Source organism: Streptomyces sp. NPDC034049 (assembly GCF_055575575.1).
The window spans coordinates 327,759-352,438 of the sequence record NZ_JBVISJ010000002.1 but is presented as its reverse complement, the minus strand read 5'-3'; the positions used below and the strand labels follow the sequence as shown (position 1 = coordinate 352,438).

The following is a 24,680-nucleotide window of genomic DNA, read 5'->3' as shown; positions in this document are numbered from 1 at the left end:
AGTCCGGCCAGTCCGGTTGATCCGCGGGGGTGTGCGCCAGGCGGAGCGCACCCCCGCGGTCGGTTCCACCCCCTCCGACCGCCGCGTTTCGAAGAGAGCATCCACCCGCCATGCTTCAGTTCCTCATCCGCAGGCTGATCGGCGCCGTCGTCATCATGTTCCTGATCGGCGCCTTCACGTTCTTCCTGTTCTATACGATCCCCCAAGACTTCGCGCAGCTGTCCTGTGGCAAGAACTGCTCCCCCGAGAACATCGCGGTCATCAGAGAGAACCTCGGCCTCGACAAGCCCATCACCACGCAGTTCTGGGAGTTCATGTCGGGCATCGTCCTCGGCCGGGACTTCCCGGTGGGGCACTGCTCCGCACCCTGCCTGGGTGTGTCCTTCCAGAGCGGTGACTTCGTCTGGGACTCCATCTCCGACAGCTTCCCGCTCACCCTGTCGCTGACCTTCGGTGGTCTGGTCATCTTCCTGGTCCTGGGCCTCGCCTCGGGTCTGCTCGCCGCCTGGAAGCGCGGCACCGCCGTCGACAAGGCCGTCAGTGGCGCCTCGATGGTGCTCAGCTCCTTCCAGATCTACTTCCTCGGCCCGATCGTCCTCGGCATCCTCGTCTACAGCACCGGCTGGATGGAGAGCCCCAAGTACGTGCCGTTCACCGAGGATCCGGCCGGCTGGTTCGTGGGCCTGCTGATCCCCTGGGCCGTGATGGCCACCATCTTCACCGCCCAGTACACGCGTATGGCCCGCTCGACCATGATCGAGCAGCTCTCGGAGGAACACGTCCGCACGGCCCGCGCGAAGGGCATGAAGCAGCGGTACGTATTCTTCCGTTATGCCTGGCGTGGTTCACTCATCCCGATCGTCACCATCATCGGTATGGACCTCAGCGCGCTGCTGTCCGGGGCCGTCGTCACGGAGTACACCTTCGACCTGGCCGGCCTCGGCCGACTCGCGGTCGAGTCCTCGGTCGGCAAGGACATCCCGCTGACGATGGGCGTGATGCTGTTCGGCGCGTTCTTCATCCTGATGCTGAACATCATCGTGGACATCGCCTACGCCTACATCGACCCGCGCGTGCGCCTCAGCTAGGAGAAATACCGTGACCACTCTGACCAAGACCGAAGGTGAGAAGGCCCCGACCGGGCCGGAGGCCTTCCTCTCGGTCCGCGACCTGCGGGTGCGGTTCTCCACCGAGGACGGCATAGTCAAGGCCGTCGACGGGCTCTCCTTCGACGTCGAGCGCGGCAAGACGCTGGGCATCGTGGGCGAGTCGGGCTCCGGCAAGTCCGTGACCAACCTGACCGTCCTCGGGCTGCACAACCCCAAGACCACCACCGTCGAGGGCGAGATCATTTTCGACGGGAAGGAACTCGTCACCGCCAAGGAGAAGGAGCTGGAGCAGCTCCGCGGCAACAAGGTGGCGATGATCTTCCAGGACCCGCTGACGGCGCTCTCGCCGTACTACACGGTGGGCCGGCAGATCGCCGAGCCGTTCATGAAGCACACCGGCGCCTCCAAGAAGGAGGCCCGGCAGCGGGCGATCGAGATGCTGGCCAAGGTCGGCATCCCGCACCCGCAGAGCCGCGTGGACGACTACCCGCACCAGTTCTCCGGCGGTATGCGCCAGCGCGCCATGATCGCCATGGCGCTGGTCTGCGACCCCGACCTGCTGATCGCGGACGAGCCGACCACCGCGCTCGACGTGACCGTCCAGGCGCAGATCCTCGACCTGCTCAAGGACCTCCAGCAGGAGTTCGGCTCCGCGATCATCTTCATCACCCACGACCTCGGCGTCATCTCCGACATGGCCGACGACCTGCTGGTGATGTACTCGGGCCGGGCCGTGGAGCGCGGCAGCGTCCGTGAGGTGCTGCGCAGCCCCAAGCACCCCTACACCTGGGGTCTGCTCAGCTCGATGCCCCGCCTCGGCGGCGACACCGGCCAGGCGCTCACCCCGATCCCCGGCTCCCCGCCCAGCCTGCTCAACCCGCCCACCGGCTGCCCGTTCCACCCGCGCTGCGCGTTCACCGGTGAAGTCTCCGGCAACCGCTGCAGCACGGAGCGGCCACCGCTCGGCGAGGGGCGTGCCTCTGCCTGCCACCTGACGGCGGACCAGAAGCAGACCATCTTCATCGACAAGATCCAGCCCCGGCTGCGCTAGGGAGAACCGAGATCATGAGCGACAACCTCACCCTCCCCGCACAGCAGGGCTCCCAGGACACCGCGGCCGAGACCCTGCTCAGGGTCGAGGGGCTGACGAAGCACTTCCCCATCTACGGCGGCTTCCCGATCAAACGCAAGGTCGGTGCGGTCCAGGCCGTGGACGGCATCGACCTGACCGTCGGGGTCGGCGAGAGCGTCGGCCTGGTCGGTGAGTCCGGCTGCGGCAAGTCGACCACCGGCCGGCTGATCACCCGGCTGATGGAGCCGACCGGCGGGAAGATCACCTACAGGGACCAGGACATCACCCACGCCTCGCGCAGGCAGCTGGCGCCGGTGCGGTCCGAGATCCAGATGATCTTCCAGGACCCGTACTCCTCCCTCAACCCGCGGCAGACGGTCGGCACGATCATCAAGTCGCCGATGGAGGTCAACGGGATCAACCCCGAGGGCGGCCGGGAGAAGAAGGTCCGCGAGCTGCTGGAGCTGGTCGGTCTCAACCCCGAGCACTACAACCGCTTCCCGCACGAGTTCTCCGGCGGTCAGCGCCAGCGCATCGGGGTCGCCCGCGCGCTGGCCCTGAACCCGAAGCTGATCGTCGCGGACGAGCCGGTCTCGGCGCTGGACGTGTCGATCCAGGCGCAGGTCGTGAACCTGCTCCAGAAGGTCCAGGACGAGCTGGGCATCGCGTTCCTGTTCATCGCCCACGACCTCGCGATCGTCCGGCACTTCTCCAAGCGCGTCGCGGTGATGTACCTCGGCAAGATCGTCGAGGTGGCGGACCGGGACTCGCTGTACAACCGGCCCCGGCACCCGTACACCCACGCCCTGCTCTCGGCGGTGCCCGAGGTGGCCATCGACGACGAGGTCGAGGCGAAGGAGCGGATCCGGCTCGCCGGTGACGTGCCCTCGCCGATCGCGCCGCCGTCCGGCTGCCGCTTCCGGACGCGGTGCTGGAAGGCCCAGGACAAGTGCGCCTCCGAGGAGCCGCCGCTGGTCCAGCTCTCCGGCAACCTGGCCGGCCACCTGACGGCCTGCCACTTCCCGGAGGACCCGACGACCGAGGCCCGCGCCGAGGACGTCGTCCTGGACCCGGCGCTCAAGGCGTTGGAGGACAGCGGGCCGGAGGAGCCGAACGCGAAGATCGCGAAGGGCTGACACGTTCGGCTACGGCTCGTGCGAGTCTTCGAGGGCTCGTCGTACGACGGTGGTGATCCCGGTGACGGGGGCACCGGCGCGGTACGACGAGCCCTCTGTCGTGCGGAAGAGCACGCACTCACTACGGAGACCCCCTCTTGAACCCCACACCCCCCGCCATCCACAGCATCACCTCCCGGACGGGGGCTGCGGGTGTCCGAGGCCAAGGCGTCAAGAACCGGGTCCACTTCGACCTCAAGCCCCGGGGCCGCACCCGTGCCGAGGAGGTCGAGCGGGCGGTCGCGCTGGGCGCCCGGGTGGCCGCCGACCACACGCGCCCCGGCGGCGGCTGGGTGCTGATGGCCGGCCCCGAGGGCAATGAATTCCGCGTGGAGCGCGGTGAGTCGGGCTGAAGCTCAGGTGTTCCTCAAGTTGCGTGCGGGGCCCGTGAGTTCGCTGATAGAAAGAGAACACCTTCCGGGCCGGAAGGTAACGGGGAAACGGGGAAAACTTAATGAAGATCAGAAACAGGAATGTCGCCGGAATGGTCACGGCCGTGCTTCTCGCCGTGCTCACCTCCCTGATTCCGGCGTCCTCGGCGCACGCCGAGGCGGGCGGCCGCTGGTACTTCGTGAACCAGTACAACGGCAAGTGCCTGAAGGGGAACGGCGAGGGCAAGCCGCTGTCGCTGGCCACCTGCAAGAACAAGGACGCCTTCCACTGGATCAACTACGGCCAGACCGGGATGGTGAACTTCAGCCTCGACGTGTACCCGTACGGTGCGATCTGCATCAACAACAGGGGCCGGGGCACGACGCCCAACCTGAAGGCGTGCGGTACGGCCAAGACCTCGGGCTGGCGGATCAACTCCGCCAAGAAGAACGCGAAGACCGGTCTGGTGCACATCGGGTGCGGTTATCTGCAGGCGGTGAGCACGACCAAGGTCGTCTGCACGAAGCGCCCGAAGAACATCAAGAAGATGACCTACATCGTCAAGTACTCCCTGAAGTGACCGAGTTGCCGGTCGTGCTCGCGGTGTGAATTACTGGTGGATCAACGGGGGATTCACCGGGAAAGCGCGCCGCGGAAAGGCCCGGGTCCGTCTCTCCACGGACCCGGGCCTTTTTCCTGCGGTCGTCCCTTTCGCTTTTCCCGTGTGCGCCTTCGCGTGGCGTACGCCTTTTCGTGGTCCTATGCCAGCCGCACCCGTGGATCGATCAGCGCGTACACCGCGTCGACCACGATGTTCGCGATGACGATCGCCGTGGCCGCCACGAGGACGACGCCGAGGAGCAGGGGCAGGTCGTTGTCGCGGACGGCCTTGATGGAGAGGGCTCCGATTCCGTGCAGGCCGAAGGTCTCCTCGGTGATGATGGCGCCGCCGAGGAGGTAGCCGATGTCGAGGCCGAGGATGGTGACGATGGGGCCCATGGCGCCGCGCCAGGCGTGCCGGAAGAAGACCGTGGGCCGGGACATGCCCTTGGCGCGGGCCGTGCGGACGTAGTCCTCGGCGAGGCTCTCCACGAGCTGGGAGCGGGTCATCCGGGTGTAGTTCGCCGTGAAGATGATCGCGAGCACCAGCCAGGGCAGGAGCAGGCCCTTGAACCAGGCCGGCGGGTCCTGGGTCAGGCCCACGGCGTCCGAGGGGCGGGGGAGCAGTCCCCACTGGTCGGAGAGGTAGTACATCGCCACCACGCCGACGATGTAGATCTGGAGCGACGAGCCGACCAGGGAGGCCGACGAGGCGATCTTGTCCGCCGCCTTGCCCTGCCTGACCGCCGCGATCATGCCGGTGCCCACACCGAACACCACGAAGACGACCGTGCTGCCGAGGGCGAGGGAGAGCGTCGTCGGGAACCGGTCGGTGATCAGGCCGAGGACCGGTTCGTGGTTGGTGAAGGAGTAGCCCAGACAGGGCGCGGGGCAGTGGCCGAGCCCGGCGAAGTCCCGGCCGGCGAAGACCCCCACCAGCCAGTGCCAGTACTGCACGGGCAGCGGATCGGCGATACCGAGGTTGTGCCGGACCAGGGCGAGCGTCTGTGGGGTGCACACCTTGCCGCAGGCGGCGCGGGCGGGGTCGCGCGGGGCGACGTAGAAGAGGAGGAAGGTGATGGCGCTGATGATCAGCAGGATCAGCAGCGCGCTCAGCGTCCTGCGTGCGATGAAGCGGAGCATGACTGCGCGGTTCCCTGGCCGGCTCAGGCCTTGGCGTACAGCTTGTAGATGAGGAACGCCGAGAAGAGCGGGTCGAACTGGGCGCCGCCCACCTTCGAGCCGTACAGGTAGTAGCGCCGCTGGTAGGTCTCCGGGATGATCGGCGCCTCCTTGGCCATGATCTCCCTGTCCAGGGCCGCCCAGGCGGCGTTCTCCTTCGCGGGGTCCGTGAGGGTCGCGTCCTTCTTGATCGCCGCGTCGACCCAGCCCACGTTCAGCTGGGAGACGTTGGGGGCGTTGTCGGCGATCGTGGTGCCGTCGAAGAGCGGCTGGATGAGGGTGTAGGCGGCGGGCCAGTCGGGGGACCAGCCGTACCACATCACATCGAACTGGTTGTCGATCTGGCCCACTTGGTCGTAGTAGCTCGTCGACTCCACGGCCTTGACCACGGGGTCGAAGCCCGCCTCCTTCAGGGCGTTGACGATGACGACCTTGGTCTTGTCGTAGGCGTCGTTGGAGCCCTGCGGATAGGTGTAGACGATCTTCTGGCCGAGCTTGCCGGCCTCCTTCAGCAGCGCCTTCGCCTTCGCCGTGTCGCCGCGCGGGTTCTTCAGCTTGCCGTAGACGTCGAACTTCACCCGGCCCGCGATGTCCGGGCTGAGGATGGTCGTCGCGTAGTCACCGGCCGACGGGCCGCCGTAGATGGAACGGATCTGCTCCAGCGGCCAGGCGTGGTTGAGGGCCTGGCGGACCCGGACGTCCTTGATGCGCCGGCAGTTGATGGCGTAGTAGTACAGACCGGTCAGCAGGCCGTCGACGGTGCGGGACTCCAGGGTGCTGTCGCTGATCACCTTCTGGATGCGCTCGGCCGGCACCCCGCTGTAGGCCATGACCGCGTACTGGTCGGTCCCCGAGTCGGCGATCAGCCGGTCGGTGGCCGGCAGGGCCTCGGGGCCGAACTCGAAGACGACGGAGTCCGGGTAGGCGTTGCGGATCGCGTCCGTCTTCGGGTCCCAGTGGGTGTTGCGCACCAGCGTCAGGGACTTGTCGACCGAGTGCTGCCTGATCCGGTACGGGCCGCAGGAGACCGGGTCCTTGTCGTACTTCTCCTTGCTGTCGTGCGCGACCGGCACGGCACCGTAGGAGTGCATCGCCAGCGCCCAGTTGAGGTCGGGACGGGCCGTCTTCAGGTGGAAGGTGATGGTCTTCTTCGCGGCGTCCGTGACGACCGAGGAGAGGTGCTTGCCGCCGTACGGGCCCTTGTAGACGGACCGGAAGTCGTGCGAGCCGGTCAGCCAGGTCTGGACGTACGTGGCGCCCTCGGTGGTGAAGCTCGCGAAGCCGCGCTCGATGCCGTGCCGTACGTCGTCGACGGTCAGCTCGCTGCCGTCCTCCCACTTCAGGCCGTCCTTGAGGGTGAACGTCCAGGTCGCGCCGCCGTCGGACATGGTCCCGGCGTCGGTGGCGAGGTCGCCGACGAGCTTCATGGAGCCGTCGGAGGCGATCTTGTAACCGGTGAGGCAGCGGACGTAGAGGTTCGCGACCGTGGAGTTCCAGGCGAAGTAGATCCGCTGCGGGTCGAGGTGGGAGAAGTCGTCCGGGCCGATCGGATGGATCGTGCCGCCCTTGCGCGCGCCCGGGACCTCCGGAGCGGGGCCGGCGGAGTCCGCGGCGGTGCCCACCGCGACCTTGGAGTACCTGGCGGCGGAGCCGGAGGCCGTGCCGCTCCCCGCCGTACCGCCCCCGCCGCCACTGCTGCACGCGCTGAGGACGAGGGCGCCGCCGGCCGTCGCGACCGAGCTTGCGATGACGAAGTTCCTACGGGAGATCGACATGGGTGTCCTGCCTGAATCAGGGAGAGGGAGTTTCTCGAGGAAGGGGCTCAGCGTCCGCTCTTGGGGTCCAGCGCGTCACGGACCGAGTCGCCGAGGAGGTTGAAGGCGATCACGAAGATCACCATCGAAAGACCGGGGAAGAGCATGTACGTGATGTCGCTCTGGTAGACCTGCGCGCCGCGCTGGATCATCACGCCCCAGTCCGGGGTGGGGTCGCTGAGGCCGACACCGAGGAAGGCGAGGGCCGCCTCGGTGGTGACGTACATCGGCAGCGCGAGGGTCGCCTGGATGAGGATCGGCGTCCACAGGTTGGGCAGCAGTTCGCGGAAGACGATCCGGGCGGGGGAGGCCCCCGTGACCTTGGCCGCCTCCACGAACTCCCGCTCGCGCAGGGCCAGTACCTCGCCGCGCAGCAGCCGGGCGATGGGGGCCCACCCGAAGGCGGTCATCACCGCGATCAGGCTGACCACCGTCAGCCAGGTCGGGGTGTTCTCGTCGGGCGGGACCAGGATCGAGATCAGCACTGGCCACATGGCGATGAAGAAGAGGGTGGAGGGGAAGGCCAGCAGGATGTCGACGACGCGGCCCACGACGTTGTCGATCCGGCCGCCGAGATAGCCCGCCGTCACCCCGACGACGATGCCGAGCGCCGTGACCAGCAGGGTCGTCACCGTGGCGATCAGCAGGGAGTTGCGGATGCCGTAGAGGAGGAGGGTGAGGACGTCCCGGCCGAGTTGTGGTTCCACGCCGAACCAGAAGTCGCCGCTGACGCCGCCGTTGGGGGCCACGGGGAAGCCGAACTGGTTGAGCAGGCCCGGCTGGTTCTGCCCGTACGTCGTGTACGGGTTCCTGCCGTAGAGCTTCGCGATCAGAGGGGCGGCGATCGCGGTGGCGAAGAACAGCAGGACGACGTAGGCCGAGGCGACGCCGGCGTGGTCGCGGCGGAAGCGGCGCCAGGCGATCCGGCCGGGTGAGCGGGTGCCGCCGGGTCGGGACGGGGTGGGTGGTGCCGTCTCGACGGGGGCGGCGGTGAGTGTTGGCGTGGTCCCCATGACGTGACCCTTCAACCGGCTGCGGTGGTGGGTCAATGCGTTCGTGGGGGCTTTGACCAAGGGGAGGGGGATTGCCGAACGCGCTCTTACGGGGCGAACCCTTCTCTTACCGGCTCTTCGGGATTTTTTCAGACGCGCGGGTGGGTGGGGGTGGGTGGGCGCGTGGTCGGGTGCGGGTGCGTGGGGGCTGGTCGCGCAGTTCCCCGCGCCCCTCAAGGGCCTACGGCCCTTTCGGGCCGAAAAGCACGGGGCGCAGCCCCTGCTTTTCAGGGGTGCGGGTGCGTGAGAAGCCCCCACGCACCCGCACCCGCACCCGACAACGGACCCGGCCACGCGCCCCCCATACGGCCCCCCAAATGTGCGGTATAGGCGAAACGCGTCGATATTGTCCGGTAACAAGAAGATCGCGCACGTACGACGAGGAGGCCCCATGCGTGGAGCCACGCACGCCCGATGGATCGCCGGCGCGGCGGCGGTGGCTCTCGCCGCGACCGCCTGCGGAGGCGGGGACGACGACAGCGGCGGCGGCAGCGGCAGTGGTGACACGGGCGCGGTGCTCAGCTCCTCCTGGGGTGACCCGCAGAACCCGCTGGAGCCCGCCAACACCAACGAGGTGCAGGGCGGCAAGGTGCTGGACATGATCTTCCGCGGGCTGAAGCGGTACGACGCCAAGACCGGCGAGGCGAAGGACATGCTCGCCGAGAAGATCGAGACGACCGACTCGCAGAACTTCACGATCGACGTCAAGGACGGCTGGACCTTCCAGAACGGGGAGAAGGTCACCGCCAAGTCCTTCGTGGACGCCTGGAACTACGGGGCGAGTCTGAAGAACAACCAGAAGAACGCGTACTTCTTCGAGTACATCGAGGGCTACGACCGGACGCACCCCGACGACGGCAGCAAGCAGACCGCCGACACCCTCTCCGGGCTGAAGGTCGTCGACGAGAACACCTTCACCGTCAAGCTCACCCAGAAGTTCTCGACCTTCCCCGACACCCTCGGCTACAACGCGTACGCGCCGCTGCCGCAGTCCTTCTTCACCGACCACGACGCCTGGCTCGCCAAGCCCGTCGGCAACGGCCCGTACGCCGTCGACTCCTACACCAAGGGCTCCCAGCTGTCGGTGCGGAAGTGGGACGACTACCCCGGCGAGGACAAGGCGCAGAACGGCGGCGTGGACCTGAAGGTCTACACCGACAACAACACCGCCTACACCGACCTGATGGCCGGCAACCTCGACCTCGTCGACGACGTCCCCGCCGCCCAGCTGAAGAACGTCCAGGCCGACCTCGGCGACCGGTACATCAACACCCCGGCCGGCATCATCCAGACCCTGTCCTTCCCGTTCTACGACGCGGACTGGAACAAGGAGGGCTCGGAGAAGGTCCGCGAGGGGCTCTCTCGGGCGATCGACCGCGACCAGATCACCGACACCATCTTCCAGAAGACCCGCACCCCCGCCACCGACTGGACCTCTCCCGTCCTCGGCGAGGAGGGCGGCTACAAGAAGGGGCTGTGCGGTGACGCCTGCGAGTACGACCCGGACGCCGCCAAGAAGCTGATCCAGGAGGGCGGCGGCCTCCCCGGCGGCCAGGTCAAGATCACGTACAACGCGGACACCGGCTCGCACAAGCAGTGGGTCGACGCCGTCTGCAACTCCATCAACAACGCCCTCGACAACGACAAGGCGTGCGTCGGCAACCCGGTCGGCACCTTCGCCGACTACCGCAACCAGATCACCCAGCGGAAGATGAGCGGCCCGTTCCGCGCGGGCTGGCAGATGGACTACCCGCTGATCCAGAACTTCCTGCAGCCGCTGTACTACACCAACGCCTCCTCCAACGACGGCAAGTGGTCCAACGCCGACTTCGACAAGCTCGTCGACGAGGCCAACGCCGAGTCGGACACGGCGAAGGCCGTGGAGACCTTCCAGAAGGCCGAGGAGGTCGTCCGGGACAACATGGCCGCCATCCCGCTCTGGTACCAGAACGGCAGCGCCGGCTACTCGGAGCGGCTCTCCGACGTCACCCTGAACCCGTTCAGCGTCCCCGTGTACGACCAGATCAAGGTCAGCTGACCTCCCATGGGACGGTACGTCGCCCGGCGCCTGCTCCAGATGATCCCGGTCTTCGTGGGCGCCACCCTCCTGATCTTCCTGATGGTGAACGTGATGGGCGACCCCATCGCGGGCCTGTGCGGCGACCGGGAGTGCGATCCGGCGACGGCCGCCCAGCTCAGACGGGAGTTCGGCCTCGACAAGCCGGTGTGGCAGCAGTACCTGACCTACATGGGGAACGTCTTCACCGGCGACTTCGGCACCGCGTTCAACGGGCAGGAGGTCACCGAGCTGATGGCCTCCGCCTTCCCCGTCACCATCCGGCTGACGATCGTCGCGATCCTCTTCGAGATCGTCATCGGCATCACCCTCGGTGTCGTCACCGGCCTGCGGCGCGGCCGGCCCGTCGACACCGGGGCGCTGGTGGTCACCCTGGTCGTCATCTCCGTCCCCACCTTCGTCACCGGTCTGCTGCTCCAGCTGCTGCTGGGCGTGGAGTGGGGCTGGATCCGGCCGTCCGTCTCCTCCGAGGCGCCGTTCGACGAGCTGATCGTCCCCGGGCTCGTCCTCGCCTCCGTCTCCCTCGCCTACGTCACCCGTCTGACCCGGACGTCCATCGCCGAGAACACCCGCGCCGACTACGTCCGCACCGCCGTCGCCAAGGGACTGCCCCGGCACCGGGTGATCCGCAAGCACCTGCTGCGGAACTCCCTGATCCCCGTGGTCACCTTCATCGGCACCGACATCGGCGCGCTGATGGGCGGCGCCATCGTCACCGAGCGGATCTTCAACATCCATGGCGTCGGATACCAGCTCTACCAGGGCATCCTCCGCCAGAACACCCAGACCGTCGTCGGCTTCGTGACCGTCCTCGTGCTGGTGTTCCTCATCGCCAACCTGCTCGTCGACCTCCTCTACGCCGTACTCGACCCGAGGATCCGCTATGCCTGAGCCGCCCCCCGAGGAGCCGCACGTCTCGGGCGGCCAGCGCGCCGCCGAGGACGGGGCGATCGCCGCGACGGGCCTGGACGGCACGATGGACCTGGCCACCACCGAGGGGGAGACCTTGGAGAAGGGGCTCGGCAACGCCGACGCGGGCGGACCCGCAGACAAGGCCCGCAGCCTGTGGTCCGACGCCTGGCGCGACCTGCGGCGCAACCCCGTCTTCATCATCTCGGCCCTGGTGATCCTCTTCCTGGTCGTCATCTCCCTGTGGCCGTCGCTGATCGCCTCCGGCAACCCCCTCAAGTGCGACCTCGCCAAGGCCCAGGAGGGCGCGCAGCCCGGTCACCCGTTCGGGTACGACGGTCAGGGCTGCGACGTCTACACCCGTACCGTCTACGGGGCGCGGGTCTCCATCGCCGTCGGTGTCTGCGCCACGCTCGGCGTCGCGATCCTCGGGTCGGTGCTGGGCGGACTCGCCGGGTTCTTCGGCGGGTACTCGGACTCGTTCCTGTCCCGGATCACCGACGTCTTCTTCGCGATCCCGGTGGTGCTCGGCGGTCTGGTGCTGCTGTCCGTGGTCACCAGCAACTCCATCTGGCCGGTGATCGGCTTCATGGTGCTGCTGGGCTGGCCGCAGATCTCCCGCATCGCCCGCGGCTCGGTCATCACCGCCAAACAGAACGACTACGTGCAGGCCGCCCGCGCGCTCGGCGCCTCCAACTCCCGGATGCTGCTGCGGCACATCACGCCCAACGCGGTCGCCCCCGTCATCGTCGTGGCCACCATCGCGCTGGGCACCTACATCGCCCTGGAGGCGACCCTGTCCTACCTGGGCGTCGGCCTGAAGCCCCCGAGCGTCTCCTGGGGCATCGACATCTCCGCCGCCTCCCCGTACATCCGCAACGCCCCCCACGCCCTCCTGTGGCCCTCCGGAGCCCTGGCGATCACCGTCCTGGCCTTCATCATGCTGGGCGACGCGGTCCGCGACGCCCTCGATCCCAAGTTGAGGTGAGGCGTCGTCATGTTGCTCGAAGTGCGCGGTCTGCAGGTGGAGTTCCGCACCCGGGACGGGGTCGCCAAGGCCGTCAACGGGGTCGACTACGGGGTGGACGAGGGGCAGACGCTGGCGGTGCTGGGGGAGTCCGGCTCCGGGAAGTCGGTCACCGCGCAGGCGATCATGGGCATCCTCGACATGCCGCCGGGCAGGATCACCGGCGGCGAGATCCTCTTCAAGGGCCGGGACCTGTTGAAGCTCAAGGAGGACGAGCGCCGGAAGATCCGGGGCGCCGAGATGGCGATGATCTTCCAGGACGCCCTGTCCTCCCTGAACCCCGTTCTCTCCGTCGGCGACCAGCTCGGCGAGATGTTCGTCGTGCACCGGGGCATGACGAAGAAGGACGCCCGCGCCAAGGCCGTCGAGCTGATGGACCGGGTCCGCATCCCGGCCGCCAGGGAACGCGTACGGGACTACCCGCACCAGTTCTCCGGCGGTATGCGCCAGCGCATCATGATCGCCATGGCGCTGGCCCTCGAACCCGCGCTGATCATCGCCGACGAACCGACGACCGCGCTGGACGTCACCGTCCAGGCCCAGGTCATGGACCTCCTCGCGGAACTCCAGCGGGAACTGCGCATGGGCCTGATCCTCATCACCCACGACCTCGGCGTCGTCGCGGACGTCGCCGACCGCATCGCCGTGATGTACGCGGGCCGGATCGTGGAGTCCGCCCCCGTCCACGACATCTACAAGGCCCCGGCCCACCCGTACACGCGCGGCCTGCTCGACTCGATCCCGCGCCTGGACCAGAAGGGCCAGGAGCTCTACGCGATCAAGGGCCTGCCGCCCAACCTCATGGCCATCCCGCCCGGCTGCGCCTTCAACCCCCGCTGCCCGATGGCCCGCGACGTGTGCCGGACCGACGTGCCCCCGCTGTACGACGTGGAGCCGGCGGACGGGATCCGGATGAGCGCCTGCCACTTCTGGAGGGAGTGCCTCGATGACCACCGCCACCGCTGAGGCCGAGCCGATCCTGGAGGTCAGCGGCCTGGTCAAGCACTACCCGCTCACCCAGGGCGTCCTCCTCAAGAAGCAGGTCGGCGCCGTGAAGGCGGTCGACGGCGTCGACTTCGCCCTCGGCCGGGGGGAGACCCTCGGCATCGTCGGCGAGTCCGGCTGCGGCAAGTCCACGGTCGCCAAGATGCTGGTCCACCTGGAACGCCCGACCGCCGGCTCGATCCGCTACAAGGGCGAGGACATCACCAGGCTCTCCGGCCGCGCGCTCAGGACCGTCCGTCGCAACATCCAGATGGTCTTCCAGGACCCGTACACCTCCCTCAACCCCCGGATGACCGTCGGCGACATCATCGGGGAGCCGTACGACATCCACCCCGAGGTCGCGCCCAAGGGCGACCGCCGGCGCCGGGTGCAGGAACTCCTCGACGTGGTCGGCCTCAACCCCGAGTACATCAACCGCTACCCGCACCAGTTCTCCGGCGGCCAGCGCCAGCGCATCGGCATCGCCCGGGGGCTGGCGCTCCGTCCCGAGATCATCGTCGCCGACGAACCGGTCTCCGCCCTGGACGTCTCGGTCCAGGCCCAGGTCATCAATCTGCTGGACCGCCTCCAGAGCGAGTTCGGGCTGTCGTACGTCTTCATCGCCCACGACCTGTCCATCGTGCGGCACATCTCCGACCGGGTCGGCGTGATGTACCTGGGGCGGATCGTGGAGATCGGCCGCGACGCCGAGATCTACGACCATCCGACGCATCCCTACACCCAGGCGCTGCTGTCCGCCGTGCCCGTCCCGGACCCCGAGGCGCGCGAGCACCGGGAACGGATCATCCTCTTCGGCGATGTGCCCTCCCCGACGAACATCCCCTCCGGGTGCCGCTTCCGCACGCGGTGCTGGAAGGCCCAGGAGCGCTGTGCGCTGGAGGTGCCGCTGCTGGCGGTCCCCGCGGAGTTCCGGCTCACCACCGGCCCGGCCGCCCATGACTCGGCCTGCCATTTCGCGGAGGAGAAACGGGTGGTGCCGCCCGAGGAGTCGACGGACGATCATACGAATGAGGCGGAATAAGCCTACAAACCCATACCAAATGCGTTAACACACAGGCAACTTGGCTGACGCGGTTCCGATATACGGACGCGCGAATCTACTACGCGTACGGCCGTGCGGGTGCCGTAAACGGGCCGGGGCTCGCCATGTAGCCCCGGCCCGTTGCTGTGCCCGCTCCTCCTCCCGCTACGCCGGGTTCAGTGAACGCTTCAGGAAGTCGACCTGGAGCAACAGCAGGTTCTCCGCGACCTGTTCCTGCGGGGTGATGTGGGTGGCGCCGGAGAGCGGCAGCACCTCGTGGGGGCGGCCGGCCGCGAGCAGCGCCGAGGACAGGCGCAGCGCGTGCGCGAAGACCACGTTGTCGTCGGCGGTGCCGTGCACGATCATCAGCGGGCGGTGCGGTTCGGCGGGCGAGGAGAGCTCCTCGCCCGTGATCAGCGAACTCTTCGCGTAGGCCGCCGCGTTCTTCGCCGGGTCGCCGAGATAGCGCTCGGTGTAGTGCGTGTCGTACAGCCGCCAGTCGGTGACCGGGGCGCCCGCGATGCCGGCGTGGAAGACGTCCGGGCGGCGCAGCACCGCGAGGGCCGCCAGCCAGCCGCCGTAGGACCAGCCGCGGATCGCCACCCGGGACAGGTCCAGCGGATGGGACGTCGCCAGGTCGTGCAGCGCCTCCACCTGGTCGTCCAGGGAGAGCGTGAAGTCCCCGTCGATCTCCTTCTCCCAGGCGGGGGAGCGGCCGGGGGTGCCGCGGCCGTCGGCGACCACCACCGCGAACCCCTGGTCGGCGAACCACTGCGAGGTGAGGTGCGCGTTGTGGGCGGCGAGCACCCGGGGGCCGTGCGGACCGCCGTAGGGGTCCATGAGGACCGGGAGGGGCGTGACCCCGTCGTAGTCGCTCGGCATAAGCAGGGCGCACGGTACGCGGCGTGCGCCCCCCCGTGTAAACCGTACGCGCGGGGACAAACCGGGATTCTCCGCAAAAGACGCCACGGTCGCGATCTGCTTGCCGTCGCGCAGCACCTGCACCTGGGCGCCGGCCCGTCCCGGAACGGCCGAGACGAGTACGGTCACGCCCCCGGCGCGCACCGCCGAATGCACGCCGGGCTCCTGGGAGACGCGCTCCATGCCCAGCTCGTTCACGCGGTAGACGTGGATCTCCCCGATCTCCGGATCGGCCGCCGCCTCTCCCGCCGAGGCGGAGACCAGTACATCGGCGTCCGCGACGTCGAGCACCGCGCGGACGTGCAACTGCGGCCCGGTCAGCGGGCGTTCGCCGACCGCCAGCACCCGCGCGCCGCCCTCGTCCGCGACACGCACGAGCCGGCCCGACGGACTCCACGCGGGCACTCCGGGGAAAAGATCAAGCCAATGTGGATCTTCGTCGGCGTGCACCATCCGGGTCGCCCCGGAGTCCGGGTCCACGGCCAGGAACAACTGGCTGAGCTGGTCCCGCGCCTGCACCAGGATCAGCGGGGCCCCCGCCGCTGACCAGTGCACATGCGCCAGATACGGGTAACGGGCCCGGTCCCACACGACCTCCGTGCGCGTCCCGGCGAGGTCGATGACGAAGAGCCGCACCTCCGCGTCGGCGGTCCCGGCCACCGGGTACGCCACCTGCTGCGGGGCCTTCTCCGGCTGCGCGGGGTCGGAGATCCACCAGCGGCGCACCGGCGTGTCGTCCACGCGCGCCACCAGCAGCCGGTCCGACTCCGGGGACCACCAGAAACCACGTGAACGGCCCATCTCCTCGGCCGCGATGAACTCCGCCAGACCGAGGGTGACGTTCTCCGCCGCCTCCTCGGCGAGCGCCCGGTCCCCGTCGCCCTCCGCCCCGACCACCCGCAGCGCGCCCCGGGCGACATAGGCGACGTGGCGGCCGTCGGGCGAGGGGCGGGGGTCGATCACCGGGCCGGGGACGTCGAGTTCACGTGCCGTCCCGGCCCGCAGCTCGGCCACGAACAGCCGCCCTGACAAGGCGAAAGAGGCCAACTCCACGGCCGCGTCGGTGGCGTAGCCGACGATCCCGGCGCCGCCCTCACGCAGGCGCTCACGGCGCGCGCGCTCCTCGGCCGACAACTCCTCCCGGGAGCCCGCGAGCAGCGCCCCCGGGTCCGCCGCCACCCTCTCCCGGACCTCGGCCGGGCGGCCCCCCGTCCCGCTTCGCGCGCCGCCGTCCGGCAGGTCCAGCACCCACAGCTTGTTGGCCCGGTCGGTGCCGGACGAGGACCGCAGGAACGCCACGCGGGAACCGTCCGGCGCGACGGAGAAGGCCCTCGGCGCGCCGAGGGAGAAACGCTGGGTCCGGGCGTGTCGGCGAGGGAAGGACTCGGGCTGGGTCGTCATGCTCCGACCATATTGGCCATGCGCCCCCTTGTGCGGCCGTGCGCCGACCGATGCGCGCGTATGGATAGTTATGATCACTACCGCTGGGTGGGTATGAACCTGCTGGCCGCTGTATGGATTTACAACTGCGTCACCCACGTCACCGGTTGACGACGGCTTCGCCGTCAGCCCTCGACAACTGCTTCGCTCCCCAGGTCCCAGGGAACTTTTGGAGGTGAGCCGCCGTGGCACTCTCGATTTCGGCGGTGGTGCTGCTGGCGATCATCGTCTTCATCCTGATCAAGAAGTCAGGGTTGAAGGCACCACACGCGATCATCTGCATCCTGCTCGGGTTCTATCTCGCCTCCTCGACCATCGCGCCGACGATCAGCGAGCTGACGACCAACATCGCGGGCATGATCGGCAGTATCAAGTTCTGACACCTCCGGCCGCCGGGGGCCTCTCCCAGGGCCCGTCCCACCGGGCCCGCGACCCCCGCGGCCGACCGTTCCCGTGAGTGACCCCGCCCGGCACGGGCGCGGACCGGGGGCCTCGTAGGGTGGCCCCATGACGGATCAGCCCTCCCGCCGACTGCTCCTGGTGCACGCGCACCCGGACGACGAGTCGATCAACAACGGCGCGACCATGGCCAGGTACGCGGCCGAGGGAGCGCGGGTGACGCTGGTGACCTGCACCCTCGGCGAGGAGGGCGAGGTCATTCCGCCCGGCCTCGCCCATCTCGCGCCCGACCGCGACGACACCCTCGGCCCGCACCGGGTGGAGGAGCTGGCCGCGGCCATGAAGAAGCTCGGCGTCACCGACCACCGCTTCCTCGGCGGCCCCGGCCGCTACCGCGACTCCGGGATGATGGGCGTCGAACAGAACGAACGGCCCGGCGCCTTCTGGTCCGCCGACGTCGACGAGGCCGCCGCCCAGCTGGTCGAGGTGATCCGCGAGGTACGCCCCCAGGTCCTCGTCACCTACGACCCGAACGGCGGCTACGGCCACCCCGACCACATCCAGGCCCACCGCGTCGCCATGCGCGCCGCCGACCTGACCGCCGACCCGGACTTCCGCCCTGACCTGGGCGAGCCCTGGGAGATCGCCAAGGTCTACTGGAACCGGGTGCCGCGCGGGGTGCTCCTGGAGGGCTTCGGCCGGCTCCGCCGCGATCTCGCCGCGCCCGGGCGGCTGCCGTTCGAGCGGGCCGCGAGCGTGACCGACGTGCCCGGAGTGGTCGACGACCACATCGTCACCACCGAGATCGACGGCACGGGCTTCGCGGCAGCGAAGGCCGCCGCGATGCGCGCGCACGCCACCCAGATCGAGGTCGCCGAGCCGTACTTCGTCCTCTCCAACGGGCTGGCCCAGCCGCTCCTGACCACCGAGTACTACGAGTTGGTGCGGGGCAGACGCGAAGGAGGGAGCCGGGAGCGCGACTTGTTCGAGGGAATTCCCGGTATTTCTTTCGAGGACCGGCAGACTTTCGGGGAACAGCAGAACGGAACGGCCCTGTGATGCGTACGCATGGGTATGACACACCAGTGGTGCGGGCGCACGGCCACCGAGAGGCGGGCCGGTGATGACCGCGAAGGACCGGCCGACGGGCGGGCAAGGCAGCGCGCTCGCACAGCCGTTGACGTTTCCCCCGCTGGGCCGGGCCGCCGCGCACCTGGGACTCTTCGTGCTGGGCGCCGTGATCGGCCTGGCCGGCGGGCTGATCCAAGCGGCCTGGTTCCCCGGTGGGTTGCTGCTCGCGCTGCTCGGCGCGGCCGGGCTGTTCCTGGGCGGCGCCCGGGCGACGGGCGGGCGGGCCGGGGCCGTTGCGCCGGCCGCCGGCTGGATGATCGCCGTCGTCCTGCTGACGTCCACCCGGCCGGAGGGGGACTTCCTGTTCGGCGCGGGAGCGGGCTCGTATCTTTTCCTGCTCGGCGGCATGGCTGTGGCTGTGATGTGCGCCACCCTTGTGCGGGGGCGGCAACCGACCGGGTCCGACGCCCGACTTGGGAAGTGACGTACTACTTCGCCGTAGCGTGCGGGTGCGGGTCCCGTGTGGGTTTCCCACGCGGTCGTGGGATACGCGCGGGAAGTGGCCAGTATGGTGGTGCGCGCCGCCGAGCTGCCCGCTGAGTTGAGGTCGTGACGGGCGGCGGAGCAAACCGGGAGAACCTGCCTTGAGTCGTGAAACTGACACTTCGTCCTCCGGGGCCAATGGGCGCGGCAGCACCGCGTACCCGTCGGGGACACCGCCGTACGGCACGCCCATGGCCACCGAGGCCGGTGCCGAGGCGGCCCGGTCGGCCGCCGGCGAGCGGCCGGACGGACCCAAGACCGAGACCACGCTGACGACGCGGGTCCGGATCAACATCCCCGGCTCGCGCCCCATCCCGCCGGTCGTCGTCCGCAAGCCGGTCACCGACGGCGAGGGCGCCGCGGACGACGGCGGGTCGGAGTCGGAGACCACCGGCACCACGGCCATGCCCGTGTCCACGGACACCCCGCCGCCCGCGCCGGAGCCGGCCGCACCCGCCGACGACAAGCCGGCCAGCGACTGGTTCGCGCCCCGCAAGGGCGCGACCCCCGCCAGGGGCACGAGCACCGGCGGCAGCAACGGCGCCGGGTTCTCCACCGGCTCGATCGGTGGTCCCGCTCCCGGTGCCCCCGGCACGGGCGCCCGCCCCGGCGGTGCGGGCGGTCCCGGCCCGATGGCCGGCGGCCCCGGCGCCCAGCCCGGCGGCCCGCGCCCCGGCGCGGGCAACGGCTCCCGGCCCGGCGGCGCGAAGGGTGCCGGGCTGCCCGGCGCCACCGGCGGTCAGCCGGTCGCTCCCGGCCACGGCGGCGGCACCGGCTCCTTCGACGTCTCGGCCGCGCTGGCCGGCACCAAGCCCGAGCGCGACGACCTGCCGTACTTCTCCGACAACGGCACCGGCCGCCCCGGCGGCCCGGCCGGCCCCACCGGCGGCCCCGTCACCGGCGACAGCCCGCTCGGCCCGCCGCCCGGCCAGGGCGGCCCCGGTGGCCCCGGCTACCAGGGCAACCCCTTCGCCCCCGACGCCGACTTCTCCGCGCCCGGTGCCTCCGGTGCCTACGCCCGCCCCGGGGGCGGCATCAGCGACGACACCGCGGTCCTCACCCCGCAGCGGCCCGCCCCCGAACCGGGCACCCCGGGCTACGGCGGCTCCGGCCCCCTCGTCGACAACCCCTCCGGGCACACCCTGACCAGCGGCATCCCGGTCGTGCCCCCCGGCACCCAGGGCCCGCCGTTCGGCGCGGGCGGCCCCGACGGCGCCGTGCAGCACACCCCGCCGAAGCTGCCCGACCCCGGCCCGCAGCAGAAGTCCGGCCCGGCGAAGAACACCAAGTCCGCCAAGCCGGCCAAGAAGAAGGGCCGCGGCAAGCTCGGCCTGCTCGTCGGCGGGGTGATCGTCCTCGGCGGCGGTGTCTACGGCGCCGGTCTGCTGATGAACCACTCGGACGTCCCCAAGGGCACCACCGTCCTCGGCGTCGACATCGGCGGCGGCACCCGCGACGAGGCCGTCAACAAGCTCGACGCGGCCTTCGGCAAGAGCACGAGCGAGGCGCTGAAGCTCACGGTCGACGGCGAGACCGTCTCCCTCAAGCCCGACCAGGCCGGACTCCAGTTCGACAAGCAGGCCACGGTCAGCGCCGCCGCCGTCAGCGACTACAACCCGGTCTCGGTGATCGGCGCGCTCTTCGGCCAGGAGCGGGTGGTCGATCCCGTCATGCCCGTCGACGAGGAGAAGCTCCGGGCCGCCCTGCAGCGCGCCGCCGGCGGCTCCGGCTCGGCGAGCGACGGCACCGTCAAGTACGAGGCGGGCAAGGCCGTCGCCGTCTACGGCAAGGCGGGCAAGGGCATCGCGGTCGACGAGTCCACCGAAGCCGTCGAGGAGGCCTACCGCACCCAGGTGGAGACCGGCGAGGCCGCGCCGGTGCAGCTGCCGACGACGACCAAGGAGCCGTCGGTCGACAAGGCCGAGGTCGACCGGTTCATGAAGGAGTTCGCGGAGCCGGCCATGTCGGGCACCGTGACCGTCCAGACCGACGCCGCGCACAGCATCGCGCTGAGCCCGGAGAACTCCCTCTGGAAGTTCCTGAAGGTGAAGGCCGTCGACGGCAAGCTCGTCGACTCCTACGACGAGAAGGCGCTCAAGGAGCTCTACGGCGGCACCTTCGACGGCGTCCTCATCACCCGCGGCAACGGCGAGAAGACCCCCGTCACCGTCCAGGACGTCTACGGCGCACTCCGCCTGGCCCTGAAGAGCACGACCGAGCGCACGGCGGTCATCGAGACGGACCCCAGCTAGCGGCACCCGGCAAGGCCGGTGGGCGGATCGCACGGCACGACGAGGGGGCACCCGGGACATCCCGGGTGCCCCCTTCCGTCACGGTCGCGGGTATGACTTCTGTCATGCCGGGGTGTGGACCCCCGACACTGCCGCCCGCACCCCCCGCGCGCCCACGATGGTGCCCATGACGACGACCACGACGACGACCACCGAGGCCGCCACCCGGTCCGCGGTGGTGGGGTTCGACCATGTGACGAAGGCGTACGGCGACGTGCGGGCCGTGGACGGCCTGACGCTCGCCCTGCACCCGGGGGAGACCGTGGCCCTGCTGGGCCCGAACGGCGCCGGCAAGTCCACCACCCTCGACCTGCTGCTCGGCCTCAGGAACCCCGACAGCGGCACGATCGACCTCTTCGGCACCGGCCCGCGCGAGGCGATCACCGCCGGACGCGTGGGCGCCATGCTGCAGAGCGGCGGCCTGATGGACGAGGTCACGGTCACCGAACTGGTCCGGCTCGCCTGCGCCCTGCACCCGAGGCCGTACCCGGTCTCCGAGGTGCTCGCCCGCGCCGGCGTCACCCGGATCGCCGACCGCAAGGTCCACAAGCTCTCCGGCGGCCAGGTCCAGCGGGTCCGCTTCGCCCTCGCCACGGCCGGCGACAGCGACCTGATCGTCCTGGACGAGCCCACCACCGGCATGGACGTCTCCGCCCGCCAGGCCTTCTGGGCCACCATGCGCGAACAGGCCGACCGGGGCCGCACCGTCCTCTTCGCCACCCACTACCTCGAAGAGGCCGACGCCATCGCCGACCGTGTGCTCGTCCTGCACCGGGGCCGCCTGCTGGCCGACGGCACGGCGGCCGAGATCAAGGCCAGAGCGGGCGCCCGCCGCATCACCTTCGACCTGCCCGACGGCCCGCCGGACGAGCCGCGGCTGCGCGGCCTCCCCTTCCTGACCACGCTCGACGTGTCCGGCCGTACCGTGCGCATCCAGTCCTCCGACGCCGACGCGACCGTGCACGCCCTCTACGGACTCGGTGTGTACCCCCGCAACCTCGAGGTCACCGGCCTCGGACTGGAGCAGGCCTTCGTCGCGATCACCGCCGCCGAGGAGGCGAAGTCGAAGTGAACAGCCTCATCAAGCTGGAACTCACCCGCGCCCTGCGCAACCGCAGGTCCATGTTCTTCACGGTGCTCTACCCGTCGCTGCTGTTCCTGCTCATCGCGGGCAGCGCGAGCACCACCGACGAGGTCGGCGACACCGGTCTGACCCTGCCGACGTACATGATGGTCTCCATGGCCTCCTTCGGCGCCCTGACGGCCGTCCTGATGGGCAACAGCGAACGCATCGCCAAGGAACGCGAGAGCGGCTGGGTACGGCAGCTGCGGCTCACCACGCTGCCGGGGCGCGGCTACGTCCTCGCGAAGACCGCGAGCGCGGCCGTGGTCAGCCTGCCGTCCATCGTGATCGTCTTCGTGGTGGCCGCCGTCGTGAAGGACGTGCGCCTGGACGGCTGGCAGTGGCTCGCCCTGACCGGCGCGATCTGGGCCGGCAGCCTCGTCTTCGCCGCGCTCGGCGTCGCCCTCGGCTATCTCGCCTCCGGCGACGCGGTCCGCCCGATCACGATGATCGTCTACTTCGGCCTGTCGATGCTCGGCGGCCTGTGGATGCCGACGACCACGTTCCCCGACTGGCTCCAGTCCGTCGCCAGGTGGGTGCCCACCCACGCGTACGCCGCCCTGGGGCAGGCCATCGAGCAGAGCCGGGCCCCGCACGCCGAGGACCTCGTCGTCCTGGCCGTCTCCTTCGCCCTGTTCGCGGGCGGCGCGGCCTGGCTCTACCGGAAGGACACGCTGAAGGCGTGAGCGGTGTACCCCTCGGGCAGCGCCCGCAGAACCGCAGGCAGAGAGCGATCAAGTTCCTCTGGACCGGGATCTGGCTCGCCTATCTGAGCGCCCCCGTCAGCGACCTGCTGCACGGGGGCCACAGCGACGGCGTCGTCGTCCTCGGCTGGATCGGCCTGGTGGCCTTCGTCGCCTGGTACTTCGTGCTGATCTTCCGCACCGGCCGCCGCGACACCACCCCCATGGTGCTCGGCGCGCTCGCCGTCCTCGCCGCCCAGTCCGTCGTGCTCGCGCTCTCCCTCGGCCGCGAGTGGCTCGTCCTCTTCGTCTACGTGTCGGTGGCCTCCGGCGCGGCCCTTCCGCTGCGGCTCGCCCGCTTCACGATCCCGGCGGTGTCGGCCCTGCTCACGGCCGCCGCCCTCGCCGTACCGGGCGGCGGGGCCTACCTGGCCTCGCTGCTCCTCCCGGCCCTCCTCGGCGGCTTCTCCATGACCGGTGTCCGCGAGCTCATCCGCACGACACAGGAACTGCGCGAGGCGAGGGCCACGGTCGCCCAGCTCGCCGCGAACGAGGAGCGGCTGCGGCTCGCCCGTGACCTGCACGACCTCCTCGGCCACTCCCTCTCCCTGATCACGCTCAAGAGCGAGCTGGCGGGCCGGATGCTCCCCGGCCGGCCCGACAAGGCCGCCCAGCAGGTCGCCGACATCGAACAGGTCAGCCGCCAGGCCCTGGTCGACGTCCGGGAGGCCGTCACCGGCTACCGGCGCCCCCGCCTCGGCGCGGAACTCGCGGGCGCCCGGGACGCGTTGACGGCGGCCGGCATCACCCCCGAACTGCCCGCCGACCCCGACCTCACCGACGTGCCCGAGGAGAGCGAGTCCGCCCTCGCCTGGGCCTTGCGCGAGTCCGTCACCAACGTCGTACGGCACAGCGGCGCCCACCGCTGCACGGTGGACCTCGTCCGCCGTCACACCCTCGGCGGGCCGGTGCTCGAACTGACCGTGGACGACGACGGACCGGGCAGCCCCGGCGGCCCGGCCGGCACCACCACCGGAAGCGGTCTCGCGGGCCTCGCCGAACGGCTGGAGAAGGTGGGCGGCACCCTGGAGGCGGGCCGCTCCCGGCACGGTTTCCTGCTGGTGGCCCGGGCCCCCGCCGCACCCTCCGGCCCGGACGTAGGATCCGGCGCATGACCCGCACGATCAAGGTCCTGCTCGCCGAGGACCAGTCCATGGTCCGCGAGGCCCTGGCCGCCCTGCTCGGCCTGGAGGACGACATCGAGGTCGTGGCCCAGGTCGCCCGCGGCGACGAGGTCCTGCCGGCCGCCCGCGCCCACGCCGTCGACGTGGCCCTCCTCGACATCGAGATGCCGGGCGCGACGGGCATCGAGGCGGCCGCCGAGGTCCACCGGGCCCTCCCGGCGGTGAAGCTGGTCGTCCTCACCACCTTCGGCCGCCCCGGCTACCTCCGCAGCGCCATGGAGGCCGGCGCCGACGCCTTCCTGGTCAAGGACGCCCCCGCCGCCCGACTCGCGGACGCGGTCCGCAGGGTCCTCGCGGGCGAGCGGGTCATCGACCCGACGCTCGCGGCAGCGGCCCTGGCCGAGGGCGCGAACCCGCTGACCGACCGCGAACGCGAGGTGCTGCGCGCGGCGGCCGACGGCTCGACCAACGCGGAACTGGCCGAGGCCCTGCACCTCTCCCAGGGCACGATCCGCAACTACCTGTCGACGGCGATCCACAAACTGGCGGTGAGAAACAGGACGGAGGCGGTCAGAACGGCACGGGAGAAGGGGTGGTTGTAACCGCCGAC

Annotated in this window: 21 protein-coding genes and 1 pseudogene; 18 read left to right on the top strand and 4 right to left on the bottom strand. The window is 70.1% G+C overall.

Annotation, left to right across the window (positions count from 1 at the left end; translation table 11 throughout):
* The first annotated feature begins 110 nt into the window (after nucleotides 1-110).
* From ACZ52C_RS06395 to ACZ52C_RS06375, 5 genes and pseudogenes are all read left to right on the top strand, one after another.
* Nucleotides 111-1,088, top strand: a complete 978-nt coding sequence (locus ACZ52C_RS06395; RefSeq protein WP_469073672.1) for an ABC transporter permease — start codon at nucleotides 111-113, stop codon at nucleotides 1,086-1,088.
* Between the two features lie 10 nt (nucleotides 1,089-1,098).
* Nucleotides 1,099-2,160: an ABC transporter ATP-binding protein gene (locus ACZ52C_RS06390; protein WP_469073671.1), complete on the top strand. Its 1,062-nt coding sequence runs from the start codon at nucleotides 1,099-1,101 to the stop codon at nucleotides 2,158-2,160.
* Between the two features lie 14 nt (nucleotides 2,161-2,174).
* The gene (locus tag ACZ52C_RS06385) at nucleotides 2,175-3,317 is read left to right on the top strand and encodes an ABC transporter ATP-binding protein (RefSeq protein WP_469073670.1); all 1,143 of its coding nucleotides are present in this window, start codon (nucleotides 2,175-2,177) and stop codon (nucleotides 3,315-3,317) included.
* 200 nt (nucleotides 3,318-3,517) lie between these two features.
* A pseudogene (locus ACZ52C_RS06380) lies at nucleotides 3,518-3,709 on the top strand (VOC family protein); the annotation flags it as partial.
* A gap of 101 nt (nucleotides 3,710-3,810) precedes the next feature.
* Nucleotides 3,811-4,308 carry a hypothetical protein gene (locus tag ACZ52C_RS06375; RefSeq protein WP_469073669.1) on the top strand — a complete coding sequence of 166 codons (498 nt, stop codon included), beginning with the start codon at nucleotides 3,811-3,813 and terminating at the stop codon, nucleotides 4,306-4,308.
* 179 nt (nucleotides 4,309-4,487) lie between these two features.
* Here the strand turns inward: ACZ52C_RS06375 and ACZ52C_RS06370 are convergent, their stop codons facing one another.
* The 3 genes from ACZ52C_RS06370 to ACZ52C_RS06360 are packed head-to-tail and all read right to left on the bottom strand — an operon-like array spanning nucleotide 4,488 to nucleotide 8,337.
* A complete protein-coding gene (locus ACZ52C_RS06370) occupies nucleotides 4,488-5,471 on the bottom strand; it encodes an ABC transporter permease (protein ID WP_469073668.1) in 984 nt (327 codons plus the stop codon).
* A 23-nt stretch (nucleotides 5,472-5,494) separates the two neighbouring features.
* Nucleotides 5,495-7,285 carry an ABC transporter substrate-binding protein gene (locus ACZ52C_RS06365; protein ID WP_469073667.1) on the bottom strand — a complete coding sequence of 597 codons (1,791 nt, stop codon included), beginning with the start codon at nucleotides 7,283-7,285 and terminating at the stop codon, nucleotides 5,495-5,497.
* Nucleotides 7,286-7,332: 47 nt separating this feature from the next.
* Nucleotides 7,333-8,337 carry an ABC transporter permease gene (locus tag ACZ52C_RS06360; RefSeq protein WP_469073666.1) on the bottom strand — a complete coding sequence of 335 codons (1,005 nt, stop codon included), beginning with the start codon at nucleotides 8,335-8,337 and terminating at the stop codon, nucleotides 7,333-7,335.
* A gap of 430 nt (nucleotides 8,338-8,767) precedes the next feature.
* Between ACZ52C_RS06360 and ACZ52C_RS06355 the strand changes: the two genes are divergently transcribed.
* From ACZ52C_RS06355 to ACZ52C_RS06335, 5 genes are read left to right on the top strand one after another with little or no spacing between them, the layout of a single operon-like run.
* Nucleotides 8,768-10,414, top strand: coding sequence for a peptide ABC transporter substrate-binding protein (locus tag ACZ52C_RS06355; RefSeq protein WP_469073665.1), 1,647 nt, complete (start codon nucleotides 8,768-8,770; stop codon nucleotides 10,412-10,414).
* 6 nt (nucleotides 10,415-10,420) lie between these two features.
* Complete coding sequence (locus ACZ52C_RS06350; RefSeq protein ID WP_469073664.1) at nucleotides 10,421-11,344, top strand: ABC transporter permease; 924 nt, start codon at nucleotides 10,421-10,423, stop codon at nucleotides 11,342-11,344.
* Nucleotides 11,337-12,350: an ABC transporter permease gene (locus ACZ52C_RS06345; protein ID WP_469073663.1), complete on the top strand. Its 1,014-nt coding sequence runs from the start codon at nucleotides 11,337-11,339 to the stop codon at nucleotides 12,348-12,350. Before ACZ52C_RS06350 ends, ACZ52C_RS06345 begins: the two co-directional genes overlap by 8 nt.
* Before the next feature lie 9 nt (nucleotides 12,351-12,359).
* On the top strand, nucleotides 12,360-13,355 hold the full coding sequence (locus ACZ52C_RS06340) for an ABC transporter ATP-binding protein (RefSeq protein WP_469073662.1): 996 nt from the start codon (nucleotides 12,360-12,362) through the stop codon (nucleotides 13,353-13,355).
* The gene (locus ACZ52C_RS06335) at nucleotides 13,336-14,415 is read left to right on the top strand and encodes an ABC transporter ATP-binding protein (protein ID WP_469073661.1); all 1,080 of its coding nucleotides are present in this window, start codon (nucleotides 13,336-13,338) and stop codon (nucleotides 14,413-14,415) included. The genes ACZ52C_RS06340 and ACZ52C_RS06335 overlap by 20 nt, the downstream gene beginning before the upstream one ends.
* Before the next feature lie 165 nt (nucleotides 14,416-14,580).
* On the opposite strand, the gene ACZ52C_RS06330 is transcribed toward ACZ52C_RS06335, so the two are convergent.
* Complete coding sequence (locus ACZ52C_RS06330) at nucleotides 14,581-16,737, bottom strand: S9 family peptidase (protein WP_469073660.1); 2,157 nt, start codon at nucleotides 16,735-16,737, stop codon at nucleotides 14,581-14,583.
* A 224-nt stretch (nucleotides 16,738-16,961) separates the two neighbouring features.
* Here ACZ52C_RS06330 and ACZ52C_RS06325 point away from each other — a divergent pair, with 224 nt between their 5' ends.
* The 8 genes from ACZ52C_RS06325 to ACZ52C_RS06290 all read left to right on the top strand — a co-directional run bounded on the left by ACZ52C_RS06325 (nucleotide 16,962) and on the right by ACZ52C_RS06290 (nucleotide 24,672).
* Nucleotides 16,962-17,156: a hypothetical protein gene (locus tag ACZ52C_RS06325; RefSeq protein ID WP_005480627.1), complete on the top strand. Its 195-nt coding sequence runs from the start codon at nucleotides 16,962-16,964 to the stop codon at nucleotides 17,154-17,156.
* 127 nt (nucleotides 17,157-17,283) lie between these two features.
* Nucleotides 17,284-18,234, top strand: a complete 951-nt coding sequence (gene mshB, locus ACZ52C_RS06320) for an N-acetyl-1-D-myo-inositol-2-amino-2-deoxy-alpha-D-glucopyranoside deacetylase (RefSeq protein WP_469073659.1) — start codon at nucleotides 17,284-17,286, stop codon at nucleotides 18,232-18,234.
* Between the two features lie 64 nt (nucleotides 18,235-18,298).
* Complete coding sequence (locus ACZ52C_RS06315) at nucleotides 18,299-18,730, top strand: DUF6113 family protein (protein WP_469073658.1); 432 nt, start codon at nucleotides 18,299-18,301, stop codon at nucleotides 18,728-18,730.
* Nucleotides 18,731-18,890: 160 nt separating this feature from the next.
* Nucleotides 18,891-21,041 (top strand): hypothetical protein, encoded by a 2,151-nt coding sequence (locus ACZ52C_RS06310; protein ID WP_469073657.1) that lies wholly within the window; start codon nucleotides 18,891-18,893, stop codon nucleotides 21,039-21,041.
* A 166-nt stretch (nucleotides 21,042-21,207) separates the two neighbouring features.
* Nucleotides 21,208-22,152, top strand: coding sequence for an ABC transporter ATP-binding protein (locus ACZ52C_RS06305; protein WP_469073656.1), 945 nt, complete (start codon nucleotides 21,208-21,210; stop codon nucleotides 22,150-22,152).
* Complete coding sequence (locus ACZ52C_RS06300; protein ID WP_469073655.1) at nucleotides 22,149-22,889, top strand: ABC transporter permease; 741 nt, start codon at nucleotides 22,149-22,151, stop codon at nucleotides 22,887-22,889. The genes ACZ52C_RS06305 and ACZ52C_RS06300 overlap by 4 nt, the downstream gene beginning before the upstream one ends.
* On the top strand, nucleotides 22,886-24,061 hold the full coding sequence (locus tag ACZ52C_RS06295; RefSeq protein WP_469073654.1) for a sensor histidine kinase: 1,176 nt from the start codon (nucleotides 22,886-22,888) through the stop codon (nucleotides 24,059-24,061). The genes ACZ52C_RS06300 and ACZ52C_RS06295 overlap by 4 nt, the downstream gene beginning before the upstream one ends.
* Complete coding sequence (locus tag ACZ52C_RS06290; RefSeq protein WP_045559115.1) at nucleotides 24,058-24,672, top strand: response regulator transcription factor; 615 nt, start codon at nucleotides 24,058-24,060, stop codon at nucleotides 24,670-24,672. The genes ACZ52C_RS06295 and ACZ52C_RS06290 overlap by 4 nt, the downstream gene beginning before the upstream one ends.
* Nucleotides 24,673-24,680 lie beyond the last annotated feature (8 nt).

Coding starts and splice junctions, on each gene's coding strand:
- ACZ52C_RS06395 (WP_469073672.1), top strand. CDS start 111: ATGCTTCAGTTCCTCATCCGCAGGCTGATCGGCGCCGTCGTCATCATG.
- ACZ52C_RS06385 (WP_469073670.1), top strand. CDS start 2,175: ATGAGCGACAACCTCACCCTCCCCGCACAGCAGGGCTCCCAGGACACC.
- ACZ52C_RS06375 (WP_469073669.1), top strand. CDS start 3,811: ATGAAGATCAGAAACAGGAATGTCGCCGGAATGGTCACGGCCGTGCTT.
- ACZ52C_RS06370 (WP_469073668.1), bottom strand. CDS start 5,471: ATGCTCCGCTTCATCGCACGCAGGACGCTGAGCGCGCTGCTGATCCTG.
- ACZ52C_RS06365 (WP_469073667.1), bottom strand. CDS start 7,285: ATGTCGATCTCCCGTAGGAACTTCGTCATCGCAAGCTCGGTCGCGACG.
- ACZ52C_RS06360 (WP_469073666.1), bottom strand. CDS start 8,337: ATGGGGACCACGCCAACACTCACCGCCGCCCCCGTCGAGACGGCACCA.
- ACZ52C_RS06355 (WP_469073665.1), top strand. CDS start 8,768: ATGCGTGGAGCCACGCACGCCCGATGGATCGCCGGCGCGGCGGCGGTG.
- ACZ52C_RS06350 (WP_469073664.1), top strand. CDS start 10,421: ATGGGACGGTACGTCGCCCGGCGCCTGCTCCAGATGATCCCGGTCTTC.
- ACZ52C_RS06345 (WP_469073663.1), top strand. CDS start 11,337: ATGCCTGAGCCGCCCCCCGAGGAGCCGCACGTCTCGGGCGGCCAGCGC.
- ACZ52C_RS06340 (WP_469073662.1), top strand. CDS start 12,360: ATGTTGCTCGAAGTGCGCGGTCTGCAGGTGGAGTTCCGCACCCGGGAC.
- ACZ52C_RS06335 (WP_469073661.1), top strand. CDS start 13,336: ATGACCACCGCCACCGCTGAGGCCGAGCCGATCCTGGAGGTCAGCGGC.
- ACZ52C_RS06330 (WP_469073660.1), bottom strand. CDS start 16,737: ATGACGACCCAGCCCGAGTCCTTCCCTCGCCGACACGCCCGGACCCAG.
- mshB (WP_469073659.1), top strand. CDS start 17,284: ATGACGGATCAGCCCTCCCGCCGACTGCTCCTGGTGCACGCGCACCCG.
- ACZ52C_RS06315 (WP_469073658.1), top strand. CDS start 18,299: ATGACCGCGAAGGACCGGCCGACGGGCGGGCAAGGCAGCGCGCTCGCA.
- ACZ52C_RS06305 (WP_469073656.1), top strand. CDS start 21,208: ATGACGACGACCACGACGACGACCACCGAGGCCGCCACCCGGTCCGCG.
- ACZ52C_RS06290 (WP_045559115.1), top strand. CDS start 24,058: ATGACCCGCACGATCAAGGTCCTGCTCGCCGAGGACCAGTCCATGGTC.